13 protein-coding genes, 1 tRNA gene and 3 rRNA genes are annotated in these 17,009 nt (G+C 40.4%); 14 read left to right on the plus strand and 3 right to left on the minus strand.

Annotated features, from left to right (window positions below; translation table 11 throughout):
- The first annotated feature begins 1 nt into the window (after position 1).
- The 3 genes from BN1225_RS06725 (at position 2) to rrf (ending at position 4,759) form a co-directional block, all read left to right on the plus strand.
- A 16S ribosomal RNA gene (locus BN1225_RS06725) occupies positions 2-1,527 on the plus strand.
- A 166-nt stretch (positions 1,528-1,693) separates the two neighbouring features.
- Positions 1,694-4,602, plus strand: a 23S ribosomal RNA gene (locus BN1225_RS06730).
- 48 nt (positions 4,603-4,650) lie between these two features.
- Positions 4,651-4,759: ribosomal RNA gene (rrf, locus tag BN1225_RS06735) — 5S ribosomal RNA — on the plus strand.
- The 16S, 23S and 5S rRNA genes sit together here, the layout of an rRNA operon.
- 281 nt (positions 4,760-5,040) lie before the next feature.
- On the opposite strand, the gene ptsP is transcribed toward rrf, so the two are convergent.
- Positions 5,041-6,747 carry a phosphoenolpyruvate--protein phosphotransferase gene (gene ptsP / locus BN1225_RS06740; protein WP_041139071.1) on the minus strand — a complete coding sequence of 569 codons (1,707 nt, stop codon included), beginning with the start codon at positions 6,745-6,747 and terminating at the stop codon, positions 5,041-5,043.
- A gap of 154 nt (positions 6,748-6,901) precedes the next feature.
- Between ptsP and nagB the strand changes: the two genes are divergently transcribed.
- Positions 6,902-7,633, plus strand: coding sequence for a glucosamine-6-phosphate deaminase (gene nagB / locus BN1225_RS06745; RefSeq protein ID WP_041139072.1), 732 nt, complete (start codon positions 6,902-6,904; stop codon positions 7,631-7,633).
- Positions 7,634-7,708: 75 nt separating this feature from the next.
- On the opposite strand, the gene BN1225_RS06750 is transcribed toward nagB, so the two are convergent.
- Positions 7,709-7,795: transfer RNA gene (locus tag BN1225_RS06750), tRNA-Leu, on the minus strand.
- Between the two features lie 127 nt (positions 7,796-7,922).
- Between BN1225_RS06750 and metA the strand changes: the two genes are divergently transcribed.
- Positions 7,923-8,864: a homoserine O-acetyltransferase MetA gene (gene metA / locus BN1225_RS06755; protein ID WP_041139073.1), complete on the plus strand. Its 942-nt coding sequence runs from the start codon at positions 7,923-7,925 to the stop codon at positions 8,862-8,864.
- 24 nt (positions 8,865-8,888) lie between these two features.
- Here the strand turns inward: metA and pepV are convergent, their stop codons facing one another.
- Positions 8,889-10,256, minus strand: a complete 1,368-nt coding sequence (pepV, locus tag BN1225_RS06760) for a dipeptidase PepV (RefSeq protein WP_041139074.1) — start codon at positions 10,254-10,256, stop codon at positions 8,889-8,891.
- A gap of 127 nt (positions 10,257-10,383) precedes the next feature.
- Between pepV and BN1225_RS06765 the strand changes: the two genes are divergently transcribed.
- The 9 genes from BN1225_RS06765 (at position 10,384) to BN1225_RS06805 (ending at position 16,977) form a co-directional block, all read left to right on the plus strand.
- Complete coding sequence (locus BN1225_RS06765) at positions 10,384-12,531, plus strand: Tex family protein (RefSeq protein ID WP_041139075.1); 2,148 nt, start codon at positions 10,384-10,386, stop codon at positions 12,529-12,531.
- Between the two features lie 88 nt (positions 12,532-12,619).
- Entirely contained in the window at positions 12,620-12,892 is a 273-nt protein-coding gene (gene rpsP / locus BN1225_RS06770; RefSeq protein ID WP_041139076.1) for a 30S ribosomal protein S16, read from the plus strand.
- A 2-nt stretch (positions 12,893-12,894) separates the two neighbouring features.
- The gene (locus BN1225_RS06775; RefSeq protein ID WP_041139634.1) at positions 12,895-13,143 is read left to right on the plus strand and encodes a KH domain-containing protein; all 249 of its coding nucleotides are present in this window, start codon (positions 12,895-12,897) and stop codon (positions 13,141-13,143) included.
- A gap of 35 nt (positions 13,144-13,178) precedes the next feature.
- A complete protein-coding gene (gene rimM / locus BN1225_RS06780) occupies positions 13,179-13,679 on the plus strand; it encodes a ribosome maturation factor RimM (RefSeq protein WP_041139077.1) in 501 nt (166 codons plus the stop codon).
- Between the two features lies 1 nt (position 13,680).
- Entirely contained in the window at positions 13,681-14,406 is a 726-nt protein-coding gene (gene trmD, locus BN1225_RS06785) for a tRNA (guanosine(37)-N1)-methyltransferase TrmD (protein WP_041139078.1), read from the plus strand.
- 103 nt (positions 14,407-14,509) lie between these two features.
- Entirely contained in the window at positions 14,510-14,860 is a 351-nt protein-coding gene (rplS, locus tag BN1225_RS06790; RefSeq protein WP_041139079.1) for a 50S ribosomal protein L19, read from the plus strand.
- 62 nt (positions 14,861-14,922) lie between these two features.
- Positions 14,923-15,480, plus strand: coding sequence for a signal peptidase I (gene lepB / locus BN1225_RS06795; protein ID WP_041139080.1), 558 nt, complete (start codon positions 14,923-14,925; stop codon positions 15,478-15,480).
- A 14-nt stretch (positions 15,481-15,494) separates the two neighbouring features.
- Positions 15,495-16,367, plus strand: coding sequence for a ribosome biogenesis GTPase YlqF (ylqF, locus tag BN1225_RS06800; RefSeq protein WP_041139081.1), 873 nt, complete (start codon positions 15,495-15,497; stop codon positions 16,365-16,367).
- On the plus strand, positions 16,351-16,977 hold the full coding sequence (locus BN1225_RS06805) for a ribonuclease HII (protein ID WP_052466430.1): 627 nt from the start codon (positions 16,351-16,353) through the stop codon (positions 16,975-16,977). The genes ylqF and BN1225_RS06805 overlap by 17 nt, the downstream gene beginning before the upstream one ends.
- Positions 16,978-17,009: the final 32 nt, after the last annotated feature.

Below are 17,009 nucleotides of genomic sequence, written 5' to 3' on the forward strand. Positions count from 1 at the left end.
TATCATGGAGAGTTTGATCCTGGCTCAGGATGAACGCTGGCGGCGTGCCTAATACATGCAAGTCGAACGCATCACCTTGGTGATGAGTGGCGAACGGGTGAGTAAGACATAAGCAACCTGGCTGTACCAGGGGGATAACGCGTGGAAACATGCGCTAAGACCGCATAGGCTTTAACTAAGCATTTAGATAAAGTTAAATATCCTAAGGGATAGGGAACAGATGGGCTTATGGTGCATTAGCTAGTTGGTGGGGTAAAGGCCTACCAAGGCGACGATGCATAGCCGGCCTGAGAGGGTGAACGGCCACACTGGGACTGAGACACGGCCCAGACTCCTACGGGAGGCAGCAGTAGGGAATTTTCGGCAATGGGGGGAACCCTGACCGAGCAACGCCGCGTGAAGGAAGAAGGCCTTCGGGTTGTAAACTTCTGTTATAAAGGAAGAACGGCTAATACAGGGAATGGTATTAGAGTGACGGTACTTTGTGAGGAAGCCACGGCTAACTACGTGCCAGCAGCCGCGGTAATACGTAGGTGGCAAGCGTTATCCGGAATTATTGGGCGTAAAGAGGGAGCAGGCGGCAATGGAGGTCTGTGGTAAAAGGCTGAAGCTTAACTTCAGTAAGCCATGGAAACCAAATAGCTAGAGTGCAGAAGAGGATCGTGGAATTCCATGTGTAGCGGTGAAATGCGTAGATATATGGAGGAACACCAGTGGCGAAGGCGACGATCTGGTCTGTAACTGACGCTCAGTCCCGAAAGCGTGGGGAGCAAATAGGATTAGATACCCTAGTAGTCCACGCCGTAAACGATGAGTACTAAGTGTTGGGGGGACAAGCCTCAGTGCTGCAGTTAACGCAATAAGTACTCCGCCTGAGTAGTACGTTCGCAAGAATGAAACTCAAAGGAATTGACGGGGGCCCGCACAAGCGGTGGAGCATGTGGTTTAATTCGAAGCAACGCGAAGAACCTTACCAGGTCTTGACATCTGGATAAAGACTCTAGAGATAGAGGGATAGATATATCCAAGACAGGTGGTGCATGGTTGTCGTCAGCTCGTGTCGTGAGATGTTGGGTTAAGTCCCGCAACGAGCGCAACCCTTGTCGTTAGTTACCAGCAGTAAGATGGGGACTCTAACGAGACAGCCGGTGACAAGCCGGAGGAAGGCGGGGATGACGTCAAATCATCATGCCCCTTATGACCTGGGCTACACACGTGCTACAATGGACGGATCAAAGGGAAGCGAAGAGGCGACTTGGAGCGAAACTCAAAAACCCGTTCTCAGTTCGGATTGCAGGCTGCAACTCGCCTGCATGAAGATGGAATCGCTAGTAATCGCGGATCAGCATGCCGCGGTGAATACGTTCTCGGGCCTTGTACACACCGCCCGTCACACCATGAGAGTTGATAACACCCGAAGCCGGTGGCTTAACCGAAAGGAGAGAGCTGTCTAAGGTGGGATCGATGATTGGGGTGAAGTCGTAACAAGGTATCCCTACGGGAACGTGGGGATGGATCACCTCCTTTCTAAGGAGAAAAAGGTTCTGTTCAGTTTTGAGTGGAGACACTCAAGGAAAAGAGATCATTGAAAACTGGATAATAAGATGAAAAGAAATATTAGAAAGATCAGGAGAAATCAAGGATCTTTCCTAATAGTCGAAAAAACTAAGAAAAAGTAACAAAAGCAAATCTAGGATAAGAAAAGAAGAGCGTATGGAGGATGCCTAGGCACAATGAGGCGAAGAAGGACGCAGCAAACGGCGAAACGCAGCGGCGAGTGGTAAGCACACGCAAGAGCCGCTGATATCCGAATGGGGGAACCCACTATCTACGAGATAGTATCCATGCATGAATACATAATGCATAGGAAGCAAGACGCAGGGAACTGAAACATCTAAGTACCTGTAGGAGAAGAAAATAAAGAATGATTTCCTGAGTAGTGGCGAGCGAAAGGGAAGGAGCCCAAACCAAGAGTTATCTTGGGGTTATAGGACAGTCAAGAAAGGCAAGACACTTTACAGAAGAAATACATGGGAAGGTATGCGAGACAGGGTGAGAGCCCCGTATTCGAAGTAGAGCGAAGCCAAGACTGATCCTGAGTACGGCGGGACACGAGAAATCCTGTCGGAAGGATCGAGGACCATCTCGAAAGGCTAAATACTCCATTGTGACCGATAGTGAACCAGTACCGTGAGGGAAAGGTGAAAAGAACCCCGGGAGGGGAGTGAAAGAGAACCTGAAACCATATGCTTACAAGAAGTCAGAGCCCGTTAAGGGGTGATGGCGTGCCTTTTGTAGAATGAACCGGCGAGTTATGATAGTCAGCGAGGTTAAGCAGGAGATGCGGAGCCGAAGCGAAAGCGAGTCTGAAAAGGGCGAATAGTTGGATGTCATAGACCCGAAACCGAGTGATCTAGCCATGACCAGGTTGAAGTTGGGGTAAAACCCGATGGAGGACCGAACCGACCCCCGTTGAAACGTTGGCGGATGAGTTGTGGCTAGGGGTGAAATTCCAAACGAACTCGGAGATAGCTGGTTCTCCCCGAAATAGCTTTAGGGCTAGCGTCAGGGTAAAGTAGCGTGAAGGTAGAGCACTGAATATGTGATGGCCCCATCCCGGGGTACTGAACATAATCAAACTCCGAATGTCACGAAAACATACCTGGCAGTCAGACAGTGGGTGATAAGGTCCATTGTCAAAAGGGAAACAGCCCAGACCATCAGCTAAGGTCCCAAAATTATTGCTAAGTGGAAAAGGATGTGGAGATGTCCAGACAACTAGGAGGTTGGCTCAGAAGCAGCCACCCTTTAAAGAGTGCGTAACAGCTCACTAGTCGAATGACTCTGCGCCGAAAATTTACCGGGGCTAAGCAATATACCGAAGCTATGGATTGACATTGAAAAATGTGAGTGGTAGGGGAGCGTTCTATCATCGGAGAAGCATGATCGTAAGGACATGTGGAGAGGATAGAAGAGAGAATGCCGGTGTGAGTAGCGGAACGTGGGTGAGAATCCCACGCACCGAAAACCCAAGGTTTCCAGAGGAAGGTTCGTCCGCTCTGGGTAAGTCGGGACCTAAGGCGAGGCCGAAAGGCGTAGTCGATGGACAACAGGTGGAGATTCCTGTACCTAATAAAGAGTGATGGAGTGACGGAGAAGGCTAGACAGGTCCGGCGGATGGAAGAGCCGGAGCAAGCGGGATATCTGGTGTGTAGAAAAATGCGCATACCGCAAGGAGAAGACGTGAAGCGTATGGAAAGGGGCGACCCAAGTACAGAAGCTGTCGAAGCAAGCTTCCAAGAAAAGCTTCTAGCAAATTTTTATTAGCCCGTACCGATAATGGACACACATGGGTGAGGAGAGAATCCTAAGGTGAGCGAGAGAACTATGGCCAAGGAACTCTGCAAAATGACTCCGTAACTTCGGGAGAAGGAGTGCTTATGAAAATAAGCCGCAGTAAAACGGCCCAAGCGACTGTTTATCAAAAACACAGCTCTATGCGAAGCCGCAAGGCGAAGTATATGGGGTGACGCCTGCCCGGTGCTGGAAGGTTAAGAGGAGTTGTAAGATCGTAAGGTCGAAGCAATGAATTGAAGCCCCAGTAAACGGCGGCCGTAACTATAACGGTCCTAAGGTAGCGAAATTCCTTGTCAGGTAAGTTCTGACCCGCACGAAAGGCGTAACGATTTGGGCGCTGTCTCGGCTGTAGACTCGGTGAAATCTTAGTACCTGTGAAGATGCAGGTTACCCGCGACTAGACGGAAAGACCCCATGGAGCTTTACTGTAGCTTGATATTGGACTTTGATGAAGGATGTACAGAATAGGTAGGAGACAGGGATACATGCACGCCAGTGTGTGAGGAGTCGACGTTGGGATACTACCCTTCCTTGATTGGGGTTCTAACCGGATGCTTTGAAGCAAGCAACGGGACAGTGTCAGGTGGGCAGTTTGACTGGGGCGGTCGCCTCCCAAAGAGTAACGGAGGCGCCCAAAGATACCCTCAGCTTGGATGGAAATCAAGCGCAGAGTGCAAAGGCAAAAGGGTGTTTGACTGCGAGACAGACAAGTCGAGCAGGGACGAAAGTCGGGCTTAGTGATCCGGCGGTACCGAATGGAAGGGCCGTCGCTCAACGGATAAAAGCTACCCTGGGGATAACAGGCTGATCTCCCCCAAGAGTTCACATCGACGGGGAGGTTTGGCACCTCGATGTCGGCTCATCGCATCCTGGAGCTGAAGTCGGTTCCAAGGGTTGGGCTGTTCGCCCATTAAAGCGGTACGCGAGCTGGGTTCAGAACGTCGTGAGACAGTTCGGTCCCTATCTGTCGTGGGCGCAGGAAGTTTGAGAAGAGCTGTCCTTAGTACGAGAGGACCGGGATGGACACACCAATGGTGGACCAGTTGTCACGCCAGTGGCACAGCTGGGTAGCTAAGTGTGGCAGGAATAAACGCTGAAGGCATCTAAGCGTGAAATCCCCTTCAAGATGAGACTTCCGGACGCAAGTTGGAAGACCCCTTAAAGACGATAAGGTAGATAGGTCAGGAGTGGAAGTATAGTGATATATGGAGCGGACTGATACTAATAGGTCGAGAACTTAACCTAGAAGAAGAAAGAACTTATTATCCAGTTTTGAGTGAGAGCTCAGAGGAATCCGGTGATGATGGGGATATGGAGACACCTGTAACCATCTCGAACACAGAAGTTAAGCATATCAACGGCGAAGATAGTGAGCGATCGCGAAAATAGCAGATTGCCGGGTAAGAGAAGGAGGAGTTCCTCCTTTTTTTTATGTATTGGAAAGAACTTTGGATAATGTCACTTATAGATAAGCAATAATAAAACTTTCAACTTTAAATTGTCTAATCAAACTATAGTGAAAATTCCATAGATTTTCTTGATTAGCTGTGTGTAATAAGGAAGTTGGGTCATACCATACTTTTTCATAAGGCTATATATAAAGCAGAACAGTGAAAGAATACAAGAGTGAAAAATGAGTATAAAAAAACATAACCTCAATCAAGGTTATGTTTTCGTTTTCTATTAAAGTTCAGTAGCACCTTTTACTAACTCCACAACTTCTTCCATTGTTCCTTTTTGAAGTGCTTCACTAGCTAATTTTTCCATTTCAACTTTTGACAGGCTTCTGATTAATTTTCTTTGTCCGAGTACAGATGTAGCAGACATTGAGAATTCATCAAGTCCTAATCCTAATAATAATGGAGCGGCCATAGCTTCACCAGCCATTTCTCCACACATACCTACCCATTTTCCTTCTTTATGAGCAGCATCAATAACATTTTTAACTAAACGTAAGATTGATGGATTGAATGGTTGATATAAATAAGAGATAGAAGATGACATTCTGTCAGCAGCAAAAGTATATTGAATCAAATCGTTAGTTCCGATTGAGAAGAAGTCTACTTCTTTAGCGAATTGATCTGCTAATACTGCAGCAGCAGGGATTTCAATCATGATACCTACTTGAATATTAGGTGAAACAGTAACCCCTTCGTTTGTTAATTTTTCTTTTTCTTCTAATAACAATGCTTTAGCTTGTCTAAATTCTTGCAGAGTAGCGATCATTGGGAACATGATTCTTAAATCTCCGTAAACTGAAGCTCTCAGCAAGGCTCTTAATTGAGTTCTGAAAATATCTTCTCTTTGGAAACATAAACGAATTGCACGAACACCTAAGAATGGATTCATTTCTTTTGGTAAATCGATAGCAGCAATTTCCTTGTCACCGCCGATATCTAATGTTCTTACAACGACAGGACCGTTGATTCCTTCAAGAACTGCTTTGTAAGCATTGAATTGTTCTTCTTCAGTAGGAAGTTCTGCTGATTCCATGTATAAGAATTCAGTTCTGTAAAGTCCAACACCTTCTCCACCGTTTTCCAAAACACCTTCGATATCTTTTGGTGAACCGATGTTGGCTACTAATTCAACATGATGTCCATCAGTCGTTACTGTTTTTTCATCTTTTAATTTCTTTAATTCTTCACGGTAAGCTACGTAATCATCACGTTTCTTTTCGTAAGTTGTAATTTCTTCATCACTAGGGTTAATAATGACTAAACCTTCACTACCATCTAAGATAATCATATCGTTATCATTTACTTCAGAAGTGATTGTCTTACAAGCAACAACAGCAGGGATTTCCAAGCTTCTTGCCATGATTGCTGAGTGAGAAGTTCTACCTCCGATGTTAGTAGCAAATCCTCTGACTAAATTTTTATTTAATTGAGCTGTATCAGATGGAGTTAAGTCATCTGCAATAATAACAACTTCTTCATCGATTAAAGCAGGATTAGGCAGTTGTTTTCCTAATAACGCAGCTAATAAACGACGAGAAACGTCTTTAATGTCAGCAGCTCTTTCTCTGAAATAATCATCATCCATTGATTCAAACATAGCGATAAACGTATTAGCTACTTCATCAAGAGCAGCAGCAGCGTTGATCTTTTCGTTTTTAATCTTGTCTTCAACTTGAGATTTCATTTCTGGGTCACTCAATACTAATGCATGAGCATCAAATACTGCCGCTTCTTCAGCTGATAAGTTTTTAGAAGCAGCTTCTTTGATCATTTCCAGATCCTTTGCTGTTTTAGTCATTGCTTCTTCATAGCAAGCAATTTCTTTTTCCACATCTTCAATTGTTGTTTTTGTAACTGTTAAGTCTGGCATTACTAGTTTATAAGCTTTTGCGATTGCAATTCCACTAGATGCAGCTATACCTTTTATCATGTGTAAAACACCTCCATATATGTTACTATTGTACCTTAAAATGGTTTAAAAATAAAGAGATTATGTGTATTTATTTAAACGTTTACATTTTTTTAACTAGCACTTGAAATTTTCTGTAAAAATGTTATCCTTTTTATGTGATAGGAGGGATTGTATGAAAGTAATTAAAGTAAAAAATTACGAGGAAGCATCACAAAAAGCATTTGAAATTTTTAGAGATCAGGTTAAAGAAAAACCGGATTCAATTTTAGGATTGGCAACAGGATCTACACCGATCAGAATGTATGAATTATTAGCAGAAGATCATAAGGTGAACGGGACATCTTATAAAAATGTTCATACGTTTAACTTAGATGAATATTATGGGTTAGCCCCTACACATCCGCAAAGTTATTATTATTTCATGACAGAACATTTATTTAAGTTCTTAGATATTGATTTGAATAATGTCAATGTACCTAAAGGAAATCAAGATATTCAGGCAGAATGTGACCGTTATAACACAATGTTGGCAGAAAATCAGATTGATCTGCAATTATTAGGAATTGGATCTAACGGACATATTGGGTTCAATGAACCTGGAACACCATTTGATTCAGTGACGCATTATATTGAATTAGATGAATCTACTCGTAAAGACAATGCACGTTTATTCTTTGACGGAGTCTTAGAAGATGTACCAACACATGCCGTGACTATGGGAATTAAAAATATCATGGAAGCAAAACGAGTTGTTTTAATCGCTTGCGGTGACAATAAAGCCACTGCTATTAAAGGATTGGTTGAAGATGAACCGACAACTTCTTTACCGGCTTCAATCTTAAGCACACATCCTGATTTTACTTTGATCATTGATGAAGGTGCTGCAAGTAAATTAGATAAATAAGAAGAATCGCAAGATTCTTTTTTTGTCTTCTTTTATAACAAAAAAAAGAAGACAAAGCTTCTCAAAATAGTATATTGGTGCAACTGACAAGACTTGAACTTGCACGAACGAATGTTCATAAGTCCCTCAAACTTACGTGTATACCAATTCCACCACAGTTGCAATACATAAAATTTATATCATATTCTCATAAAATATGCAATATTTTTAGATGAAGTTGATGGATTTTTTATTGAATTGGTGAGGGGTTAATGATATAGTTACAATAGCTAAAAGAAAGGATGATAGGATGCCAATTAGAATACCCGATGCCTTACCAGCTAAAAAAATATTGGAAAGTGAAAACATCTTTGTGATGCCGACTTCCAGAGCGGATTCACAGCATATCCGTCCTTTAAAACTTATTGTTTTGAATATTATGCCAACTAAAATAGTGACAGAAACACAGTTGCTCCGTATGCTGTCAAATACACCGTTACAGATTGATGTAGATTGGATTCATATGAAGAGTCATGAATCAAAAAACACCTCTCAGGAGCATTTATTAGCCTTTTATCATACCTTTGATGAAATTAAAGAAAACAAGTATGATGGAATGATCATTACAGGTGCGCCGGTAGAAAAGCTGGCATTTGAAGAAGTAGATTACTGGGAAGAGTTTACGCAGATTTTAGAGTGGTCCAAAACCAATGTGTTTAGTACCTTCTATATATGTTGGGCAGCTCAGGCGGCACTGCATTATTTTTATGGCATCAATAAATATCGTTTAGATAAAAAACTATCTGGAGTATACGATCATGAAACAAACGTAAAAAAAATGAAACGAAAAATCTTACGTGGGTTTGATTTTCAGTTTTATGCGCCGCATTCTCGCTATACCACTTTATTAGAAAAAGATATCTTGAAATTTGATGATTTAGATATCTTGGCGTCTTCTAAAGAGGCTGGTCCTTATTTAATCGGTTCTGTCAATGGTTCACGCTTCTTTGTGACCGGGCATCCCGAATATGATCCGGAAACCTTACATAATGAATATATCCGTGATGTAAATAAAGGACTGCATCCCGATATTCCGATGAATTACTATAAGGATGATGACTGTTCCAAAGCGATTCAAGTAAAATGGCGATCTCACGCTTACTTACTTTTCAGCAACTGGCTCAATTACTATGTTTATCAGCAGACTCCGTATGACTTGAATATGGTCGGAGATAAATCTCATATGAAATAAAAGAAAGGCGCCGATGCGCCTTTTCTATTTAATTAAATTATATAATGCATTAGCATAAATCAAAATTGCCAGTTTTAATTCATCAATATCAACAAACTCATTGTTTTGATGAATCTGATTATCGGTACCAGGAAATTCAGGTCCAAACGCAACACAGTTAGGCATTGTTTTAGCATAAGTTCCTCCGCCGATAGCCTGTGGTTGGGCATCTTGATCGCCGGTACAATCGACATAAGCCCGATGCAGTCCTTGAATTAATTCTGAATTAGGATCGACAAATAGATGAGACCCTATATGATGTTCCTCTTTGAATCCATAAGGAGCAATGGCTTCATGCATGCATGACAGCATTTTATCGCTATCTAATTCATGCGGACAGCGAAGATCCAAATAGATATCTAACTGAGAATTTTCATAATGAACGATACCGACACTAAGTGTTAACGGACCCATCTGACCGGTAAAGCCAAATCCCAACTTTTTCGCATAGTAGTCATCTGTAAAGTATTTTGCGATAAAATCAACGATCGGATTTGAAATAACAGTATTTAAAAATTCTGAAAGCAAGACAACGGCGTTGCGTCCTAAATGCGGCAATGACGCATGACTTGATTTTCCGATTAATTCAATGGTTGTGGTTGTATCGTCCGATTGAATTGTACCTGTTAATTCTTTATCCTTTAAGAACTGTTGGAACGCTTGTTCATAGTGCTGGCTTGTTCCTTTTAAAATGGCAGTGGCTTTTTCTGGAACGATATTGACAACTGTCCCGGCATGAAGCGAGATCAATGTATCTTCTTGAACTTGTCCGCTGATATGGAACTGAACACCTTTTTTTTCACCGTAAACAACAGGGAAGTTGGCATCAGGAGTAAATCCCATATCGGGGAAAGGTTCTTTAGTAAAGTAGTATTTCATACATTTAGATCCTGATTCTTCATTACAGCCAAAGATAATGCGCATTTTCTTACGTGTTTCCAGTCCGCTTTTTTCAATGATCTTAGCCGCATAGTATGCCGCAAGCAAGGGACCTTTATCATCGCTGGTTCCGCGTCCAAAATATTTGTTGCCAACCTGAGTTAATTCGAACGGCGGCGTAGCCCAACCGTTTTCGTTCACAGGAACCACGTCAAGATGTCCTAATACGGCGACCACTTCATCACCGCTGCCGATATCGATATGTCCGGCATAACCATCTACGTCTTTAGTTACATATCCATCACGCTGACCAATCGCTAACATCTTATCTAAAACGTCGCGGTTAGCTTTCCCAAATGGCTGATTTTCTTTTGCTGTTGTTTCATCAAAAACAGAGTTTACGGAAACTAAATCTGCCATATCTTTGATTAATTGATCGAATTGATCATCAATCACTTTTTTAAAATCTATCATATTATCACCTCTTGATGATTATTGTATCATAAATTAAATGAAAATATTCAAAAAGTTTGAAGATGTCAAGACTTGTATTCATGATAAGAGAATGCTATGATTTTAAGGCAAGAAAGGAAGTTGTGAAATGGATAAACAAGTCATAGAACAAGTTGCAAAAACGTTGGAAATCACGAAAGGTCAAGTTGAAAAAGTATTGACTTTATTGGAAGAAGGAAATACTGTTCCTTTTATTGCGCGTTATCGTAAAGAGGTAACCGGTGCATTAAATGAAGATCAGATCAGAGAAATTGAAAAAATATATGAGTATGGCATCAGCTTAAATAAACGTAAGGAAGATATCATTCGTTTAATTGATGAAAAAGGGATGTTGGATGATACATTAAAAGCAGATATTCTTAAATGTGAAAAATTAAGTGAACTAGAAGATATTTATCGTCCTTTCAAAGAAAAAAAGAAAACCCGTGCGATTACCGCAAAGGCAAATGGCTTAGAACCATTGAGTCAGTGGCTGCTTTTGCTGCCTAGAAGCGGTGATATCATGATGGAAGCAAAGAAATATGTGAATGAAAATGTGGCGGATGCCCAAGCGGCGCTTGACGGAGCAAAAGATATCATTGCGGAAAATATGGCAGATCAGGTAAAATATCGTAAATATGTGAAGGATATGCTGTATAAGACCGGTGTCATTGTCACCAAAGAGAAGAAGAAGCACACAGATGAAAACAAAACCTATGAGATGTATTATCAATTCAGTGAACGTTTAAAATATATTGTCCCTCATCGTATTTTAGCGATTAACCGTGCGGAAAATGAAAAAGTTATCAGTGTTTCATTTGATTATGATAAGGAACGTTTTTTGGATTATATTCTTTTCGGATTTATTCGTAATAAGGAAACCATCGCAAAAGAAGTGATTAAAGAAGCGGTTGAAGATGGATTTAAACGTTTGTTATATCCCTCTATCGAAAGAGAAATTCGCAGCGAGCTGACAGAAAAAGCAGAATTGCAGGCATTAGAAGTATTTTCCATTAATTTAGAGAAATTATTGATGCAGCCACCGTTAAAAGATAAAACAATTTTAGGCGTCGATCCGGCGTTTAGAACGGGATGTAAATTGGCGGTTATTGATCCTACCGGAAAAGTATTGACGATTGATAAGGTTTATCCGACCTTGCCAAAAGCGGATTATTCTTTGGATATTCGCAAAGTGGTCAAACTGGTAAAACAGTATCAGGTGGAAGTGATTGCGATTGGAAACGGAACAGCCAGCCGTGAAACAGAAGCTTTTATCGCAAAAGTAATCAAAGAAGAAAACTTGGACGTAGCTTATGTGATTGTTTCAGAAGCAGGGGCTTCGGTATACAGTGCCAGCAAAGTCGCTAAAGAAGAATTTCCTGATTATCAGGTAGAGGAACGTTCTGCTGTTTCGATTGCCAGAAGACTGCAAGATCCTTTGGCAGAATTAGTGAAAATCGAACCGAAAGCAATCAGTGTCGGGCAGTATCAGCATGATATGAACCAAAAACGCTTGAGTGAACAACTGGAATTTGTAGTAACAAAATCTGTAAACCAGGTAGGAGTCAATATCAATACGGCTTCGCCTTCGTTACTGCAATATGTTTCCGGATGCTCGGCGACGATCGCCAAAAATATTGTGGGTTATCGTGAAAAGATCGGGCGCTTTAATGATCGTAAACAAATTCAGGAAGTACCTAAGTTGGGACCGAAATCTTACATGCAGGCGATTGGCTTTTTGCGAATCTTAGATGGGAGCAACCCCTTGGATCAGACAGCTATTCATCCAGAAAGCTATGAAGCGACACAACGTTTATTAAATGATTTAGGATTTACGGTTCAGCAAATCGGAACGAAAGAATTAAATGACAGCTTAACAAAAGTGGATTTGACAATGTTAGCTGACAAATTGGGAATTGACAAGTATACCTTAGAAGACATCATCGATTGTTTGAAAAGTCCGTTGAGAACACCAAGAGATCATTATCAAAGTGCCATCTTGAAAAAAGATATATTAAATATTGATGACCTATCCGTTGGTTTGGAATTACAGGGGACTGTCAGAAATGTAGTTGATTTTGGTGCGTTTGTGGATATTGGTCTAAAAAATGATGGATTAGTTCATATTTCCAAAATGGCAAAAACAAGAGTGAAACATCCGTTAGATAAAGTGAATGTAGGCGATATTATTACAGTTTGGGTGGATAGTGTGGATACAGCTAAGAAAAAAGTAGCATTAACGATGATTCAGCCGTAAAATTCATGGTGTTAAGTAAAAACACTTGACAGAAGAAAATAATATGCTATTATATACCAGTAAACATTTAAAATAAAGGAGAAAATACATGGCAGTAAAATTAAGATTAAAACGTATGGGAGCTAAAAAAGCACCATTTTATAGAATCGTAGCAGCAGATTCAAGATCACCTAGAGATGGTCGTTTCATTGAACAATTAGGAACTTACGATCCAACTAAAAATCCAGCACAAGTAACGATTAATGAAGAAGCTGTAATGAAATGGTTAAACGTTGGAGCACAACCTTCAGATACAGTTAAAAACTTATTATCAAAAGCTGGAATCATCAAAAAATTCGCTGACGCAAAAGCTGGAAAATAATGATGGACTATGTAAAAATCTTACATGACATTTGTGTAGATTTAGTCGATGATAAAGAACATCTTAAAGTAAAAGAAATGCCATCATTAGAAGAACATGAAATTATTTTGCATGTCTATGCAACACATGATGACATCGCAAAGCTGATTGGTAAAAAAGGGGCAATGGCAAGTGCCATTCGACAGTTAATGTCAGTTACTGGTGTTTTGTCAGAAAAGAAAGTAACGATCAAGTTTGAATCATATGAATAGATGTGTCCTCACATCTATTTTTTAATGGAGGAACAATGGAACAATTATATATCGGAAAAATTGTAGGTACTCATGGCATCAAAGGGGAAGTGAAGATCAAATCTGTTTCATCGTTTGCAGCGGAACGATTTAAAAAAGGAAAAATGATCACACTGACAAAAGACGGGGAAACATTGACTTTGGAGTGTCTTCGTCATCGTCAGCATAAAGGGGTCGAACTGGTAACGTTTAAAGACCATGAAGATATTAATCTGGTTGAAAAGTATCGTGGCTATGACATATATGGAGAGTATGATCCGAATTTGTTAGGGGAAGATGAATACTTCTATAAGGATCTGATTGGCTGTAAAATGTATAATCAATTGGAAACGTATGTAGGTGTTGTCACATCAATTATGGAAAATCCACGTTATGATATTTTAGTAGTAAAAAAGGAAGATGGAAAAGAGATGCTGATTCCTTATATTGAAGCTTTTATTTTAGAAGAAAGAATCAGTGAACAGTATATCCGCTTCAATCAATTGGAAGGCATGTAGTATGAAGATAGATATTTTATCTTTGTTTCCGGAAATGTTTGAGGGCTTTTTAAAAACATCGATCATTTCAAGAGCGATTCAAAACGGTGTGGTGACTGTTGAAATCCATGACTTTCGTGAATACGCTGTTAATAAGCATAAGAAAGTGGATGATTATCCTTATGGAGGCGGACAAGGCATGGTATTGCAGTGCCAACCGGTCATTGATTGTTTAAAAGCGATTTGGACCGAAGACAGTTTGACTATTTTAATGTGTCCGACCGGACAGCAGTTTAAACAGACGACCGCCACTGAGCTGTCTAACTGTTCGCATCTGATCTTGATTTGCGGACATTATGAAGGCTATGATGAACGAATCCGTGACTATTGCGATATGGAGATTTCCATTGGAGATTATGTATTGACCGGTGGAGAGTTGGGAAGTATGGTCATCAGTGATGCTGTGATTCGTTTATTGGATGGTGCGATTGCAGAAGAAAGTCATCAAGATGATAGTTTTTCCAATGGCCTGTTGGAGTTCCCACAATACACGCGTCCGCCTGTTTATGATGGAAAAAGCGTGCCAGAGGTTTTGCTTAGCGGTCATCATGAAAATATTCGTCGTTGGCGTTTATATCAGTCTTTGAAAAAAACGTGGGAACGCCGTCCGGATCTGCTGGAAAATAGGATACTGAATAAAGAAGAAGCCGTTTTATTAGAGAAAATTAAAAATAATGTTGATTTATAAAAGGAAAAGTGCTAATATATTAAAGTCTTTGTGGACTACAGAAGTTCCGCTGGTTATAAACGTATGAACTTTGAAGAGAAAATTTGATAAAAGGAGAAATAAGATGAACTTAAGATTAGTTGAAGAAATCACTAAAAAACAATTAAGAACTGACATCCCTCAATTTAAACCAGGGGATACTGTAAAAGTTTATGTAAAGATCAAAGAAGGGGAAAAACACCGTATTCAGTTATTTGAAGGTGTATGTATCGCTCGTAACGGTGGAGGAATTTCTGAAACATTTACAGTAAGAAAAATCTCTTACCAAGTTGGTGTTGAAAGAATTTTCCCAATTCATTCACCTATCATCGATCGTATCGAAGTTGTTAAAGTGGGTAAAGTACGTAGAGCTAAATTACATTACTTACGTGGATTATCTGGTAAAGCAGCTAGAATCAAAGAACTTAGAAAATAATTTTAACGGGGCATATGGAAATATGCCTCCTTTTTCTTTATAATAAGGAAAGAGGTGAAAGTATGAAAGAAAAAAAATCGACGGCACGCAGTGTTGTTATTTATATAATCGAGTTGTTAGTCATCATTGCCGCTTCACAGCTTGTTTTCACCAAGGTGATTCGCCCCGTATCCATTATTGGTTCATCGATGTATCCAACGGTATCGGATCAAGATATTGCGTTGATAAATGTTATCGGGTTGAAAGAGAGTGAATTAAAACGTTTTGATGTCGTCATCATTGACTGGAAACAAAGCAATGAAAATATCATTAAACGATTGATTGGTTTTCCAGGCGATCATATTAAGTTTGTCAATGATGCACTTTATATTAATGGGGTTCTTTACGAAGAAGATTATTTAGATCGGGATTACGTGGCACGAGCAAAAGCATCAAGAGGGGTCAGTCAGTTTACTGCTGATTTTGAATATATCGTACCGGATGGACAATACTTTGTATTAGGAGATAATCGCTTGAATTCGGCGGATTCACGAACGATCGGATGTTTTAGTTTCAGTGATTTTATCGGAAAAGAAGGGGTTGTGATCTACCCGTTCAATCATTTTAATTGGATTAAATAAGGAGGAAAAGAATAATGAGTATACAATGGTTTCCAGGTCATATGGCAAAAGCCAGACGTGAAATTGAGGAACGTCTGAAAATAATAGATATTGTTATCGAACTAGTGGACGGACGTGCTCCTTTTGCTTCTAAGAATCCAATGTTTGATGATATGATTAAGAATAAACCCCGTTTGATCGTGATAACTAAAAAAGATTTGGCAGATCAAAAAAGGGTCGATCAATGGATGAAATACTATCGGTCATTAGGATATCTTGCCATCAGTGTCAATTTAAAGAATTTTAATGATTATAAGACGATTATCCAACTTTGTCAGGAAGCATTAAAAGAGAAGATGGAAAAAGAGCGTGCCCGCGGACTCAAGCCAAGACCGGTTCGTGCCATGGTAGTCGGTATTCCAAACGTAGGGAAATCTACTTTTATCAATCGTTTGGCTTCACGCAAAGCAACGATTACGGGAAATCGTCCCGGGGTGACGAAAGCGCAGCAAATTATTCGTGTCAATAATGATTTTGAATTATTTGATACTCCGGGGGTACTGTGGCCTAAGTTTGAAAATGAAACAGTAGCTCGTAATATCGCTTTGATTGGATCGATTAAAAGTACGATACTGCCTTTGGATGAATTAATCATTTATGCCTTGGAATATTTAGAAAAACATTATCCCGGCAGTTTAAATGATCGCTATCAAATGGGAACGATTGATTTTGATGGTGATTGGATAGAGGAGGCTTTTACTAAAATTGCTCAAAGCCGTCATTTGAAAAAAGTCAATGGGGAAACGGACTATGATCGCGTGATTGAGATTGTCTTAAAAGATTTGTTGGATGCTGCGATTGCAAAAGTAACATGGGAGGTTATAGAAGATTATGGCTTCCATGCGTGATTATGAAAATGCCTGTATTCAAAAAGGACAGCAAATCATTGCCGGGTGTGATGAAGCGGGGCGGGGACCGATTGCCGGACCGTTGGTAGTGGCGACCTGTGTGCTGCCCAATGATTTCAACGATGAGCGCATCAATGACTCAAAGAAATTGACGGAGAAAAAACGAGAGCTGTTATATGATGTGATCATAGAACATGCACTTGATTATAAAATCATAATTTATGATGAAAAAGCAGTCGATGAACTCAATGTCTATCAAGCCAGTAAATTAGGGATGGAAGAAGGTGTTCGTGGGTTAACACTCAAAGCAGATGCGGTATTAAGCGATGCCATGCCATTGAATCTGGAAATCCCTGTAGAGGCGATCATAAAAGGAGATGCGAAGTCGATTACGATTGCGGCTGCCAGCATTCTCGCTAAGGTAACACGTGATCGCATCATGCGTGAGTATGATGCCTTATATCCTGAATATGGTTTTAAAAATCATAAGGGGTATCCAACTAAAAAACATAAAGAAGCGGTATTGGAATATGGTGTGCTGCCTATTCACCGCCGCACTTTTGAACCGATAAAAAGCATTATACATAAGCAGATTTCTTTAGATTTATAAAGAAATCTTTTTTTAGTATTCTCACTTTTAAA

The sequence above is a fragment of the Beduini massiliensis genome (genome assembly GCF_000829905.1).
In the GTDB taxonomy this organism is placed as follows: Bacteria; Bacillota_I; Bacilli_A; order Erysipelotrichales; family Coprobacillaceae; genus Beduini; species Beduini massiliensis.

Bases quoted from the DNA above. Each gene is read 5' to 3' on its own strand.
- ptsP (WP_041139071.1), bottom strand. From the start codon at position 6,747: ATGATAAAAGGTATAGCTGCATCTAGTGGAATTGCAATCGCAAAAGCT.
- nagB (WP_041139072.1), top strand. From the start codon at position 6,902: ATGAAAGTAATTAAAGTAAAAAATTACGAGGAAGCATCACAAAAAGCA.
- metA (WP_041139073.1), top strand. From the start codon at position 7,923: ATGCCAATTAGAATACCCGATGCCTTACCAGCTAAAAAAATATTGGAA.
- pepV (WP_041139074.1), bottom strand. From the start codon at position 10,256: ATGATAGATTTTAAAAAAGTGATTGATGATCAATTCGATCAATTAATC.
- BN1225_RS06765 (WP_041139075.1), top strand. From the start codon at position 10,384: ATGGATAAACAAGTCATAGAACAAGTTGCAAAAACGTTGGAAATCACG.
- rpsP (WP_041139076.1), top strand. From the start codon at position 12,620: ATGGCAGTAAAATTAAGATTAAAACGTATGGGAGCTAAAAAAGCACCA.
- BN1225_RS06775 (WP_041139634.1), top strand. From the start codon at position 12,895: ATGGACTATGTAAAAATCTTACATGACATTTGTGTAGATTTAGTCGAT.
- rimM (WP_041139077.1), top strand. From the start codon at position 13,179: ATGGAACAATTATATATCGGAAAAATTGTAGGTACTCATGGCATCAAA.
- trmD (WP_041139078.1), top strand. From the start codon at position 13,681: ATGAAGATAGATATTTTATCTTTGTTTCCGGAAATGTTTGAGGGCTTT.
- rplS (WP_041139079.1), top strand. From the start codon at position 14,510: ATGAACTTAAGATTAGTTGAAGAAATCACTAAAAAACAATTAAGAACT.
- lepB (WP_041139080.1), top strand. From the start codon at position 14,923: ATGAAAGAAAAAAAATCGACGGCACGCAGTGTTGTTATTTATATAATC.
- ylqF (WP_041139081.1), top strand. From the start codon at position 15,495: ATGAGTATACAATGGTTTCCAGGTCATATGGCAAAAGCCAGACGTGAA.
- BN1225_RS06805 (WP_052466430.1), top strand. From the start codon at position 16,351: ATGGCTTCCATGCGTGATTATGAAAATGCCTGTATTCAAAAAGGACAG.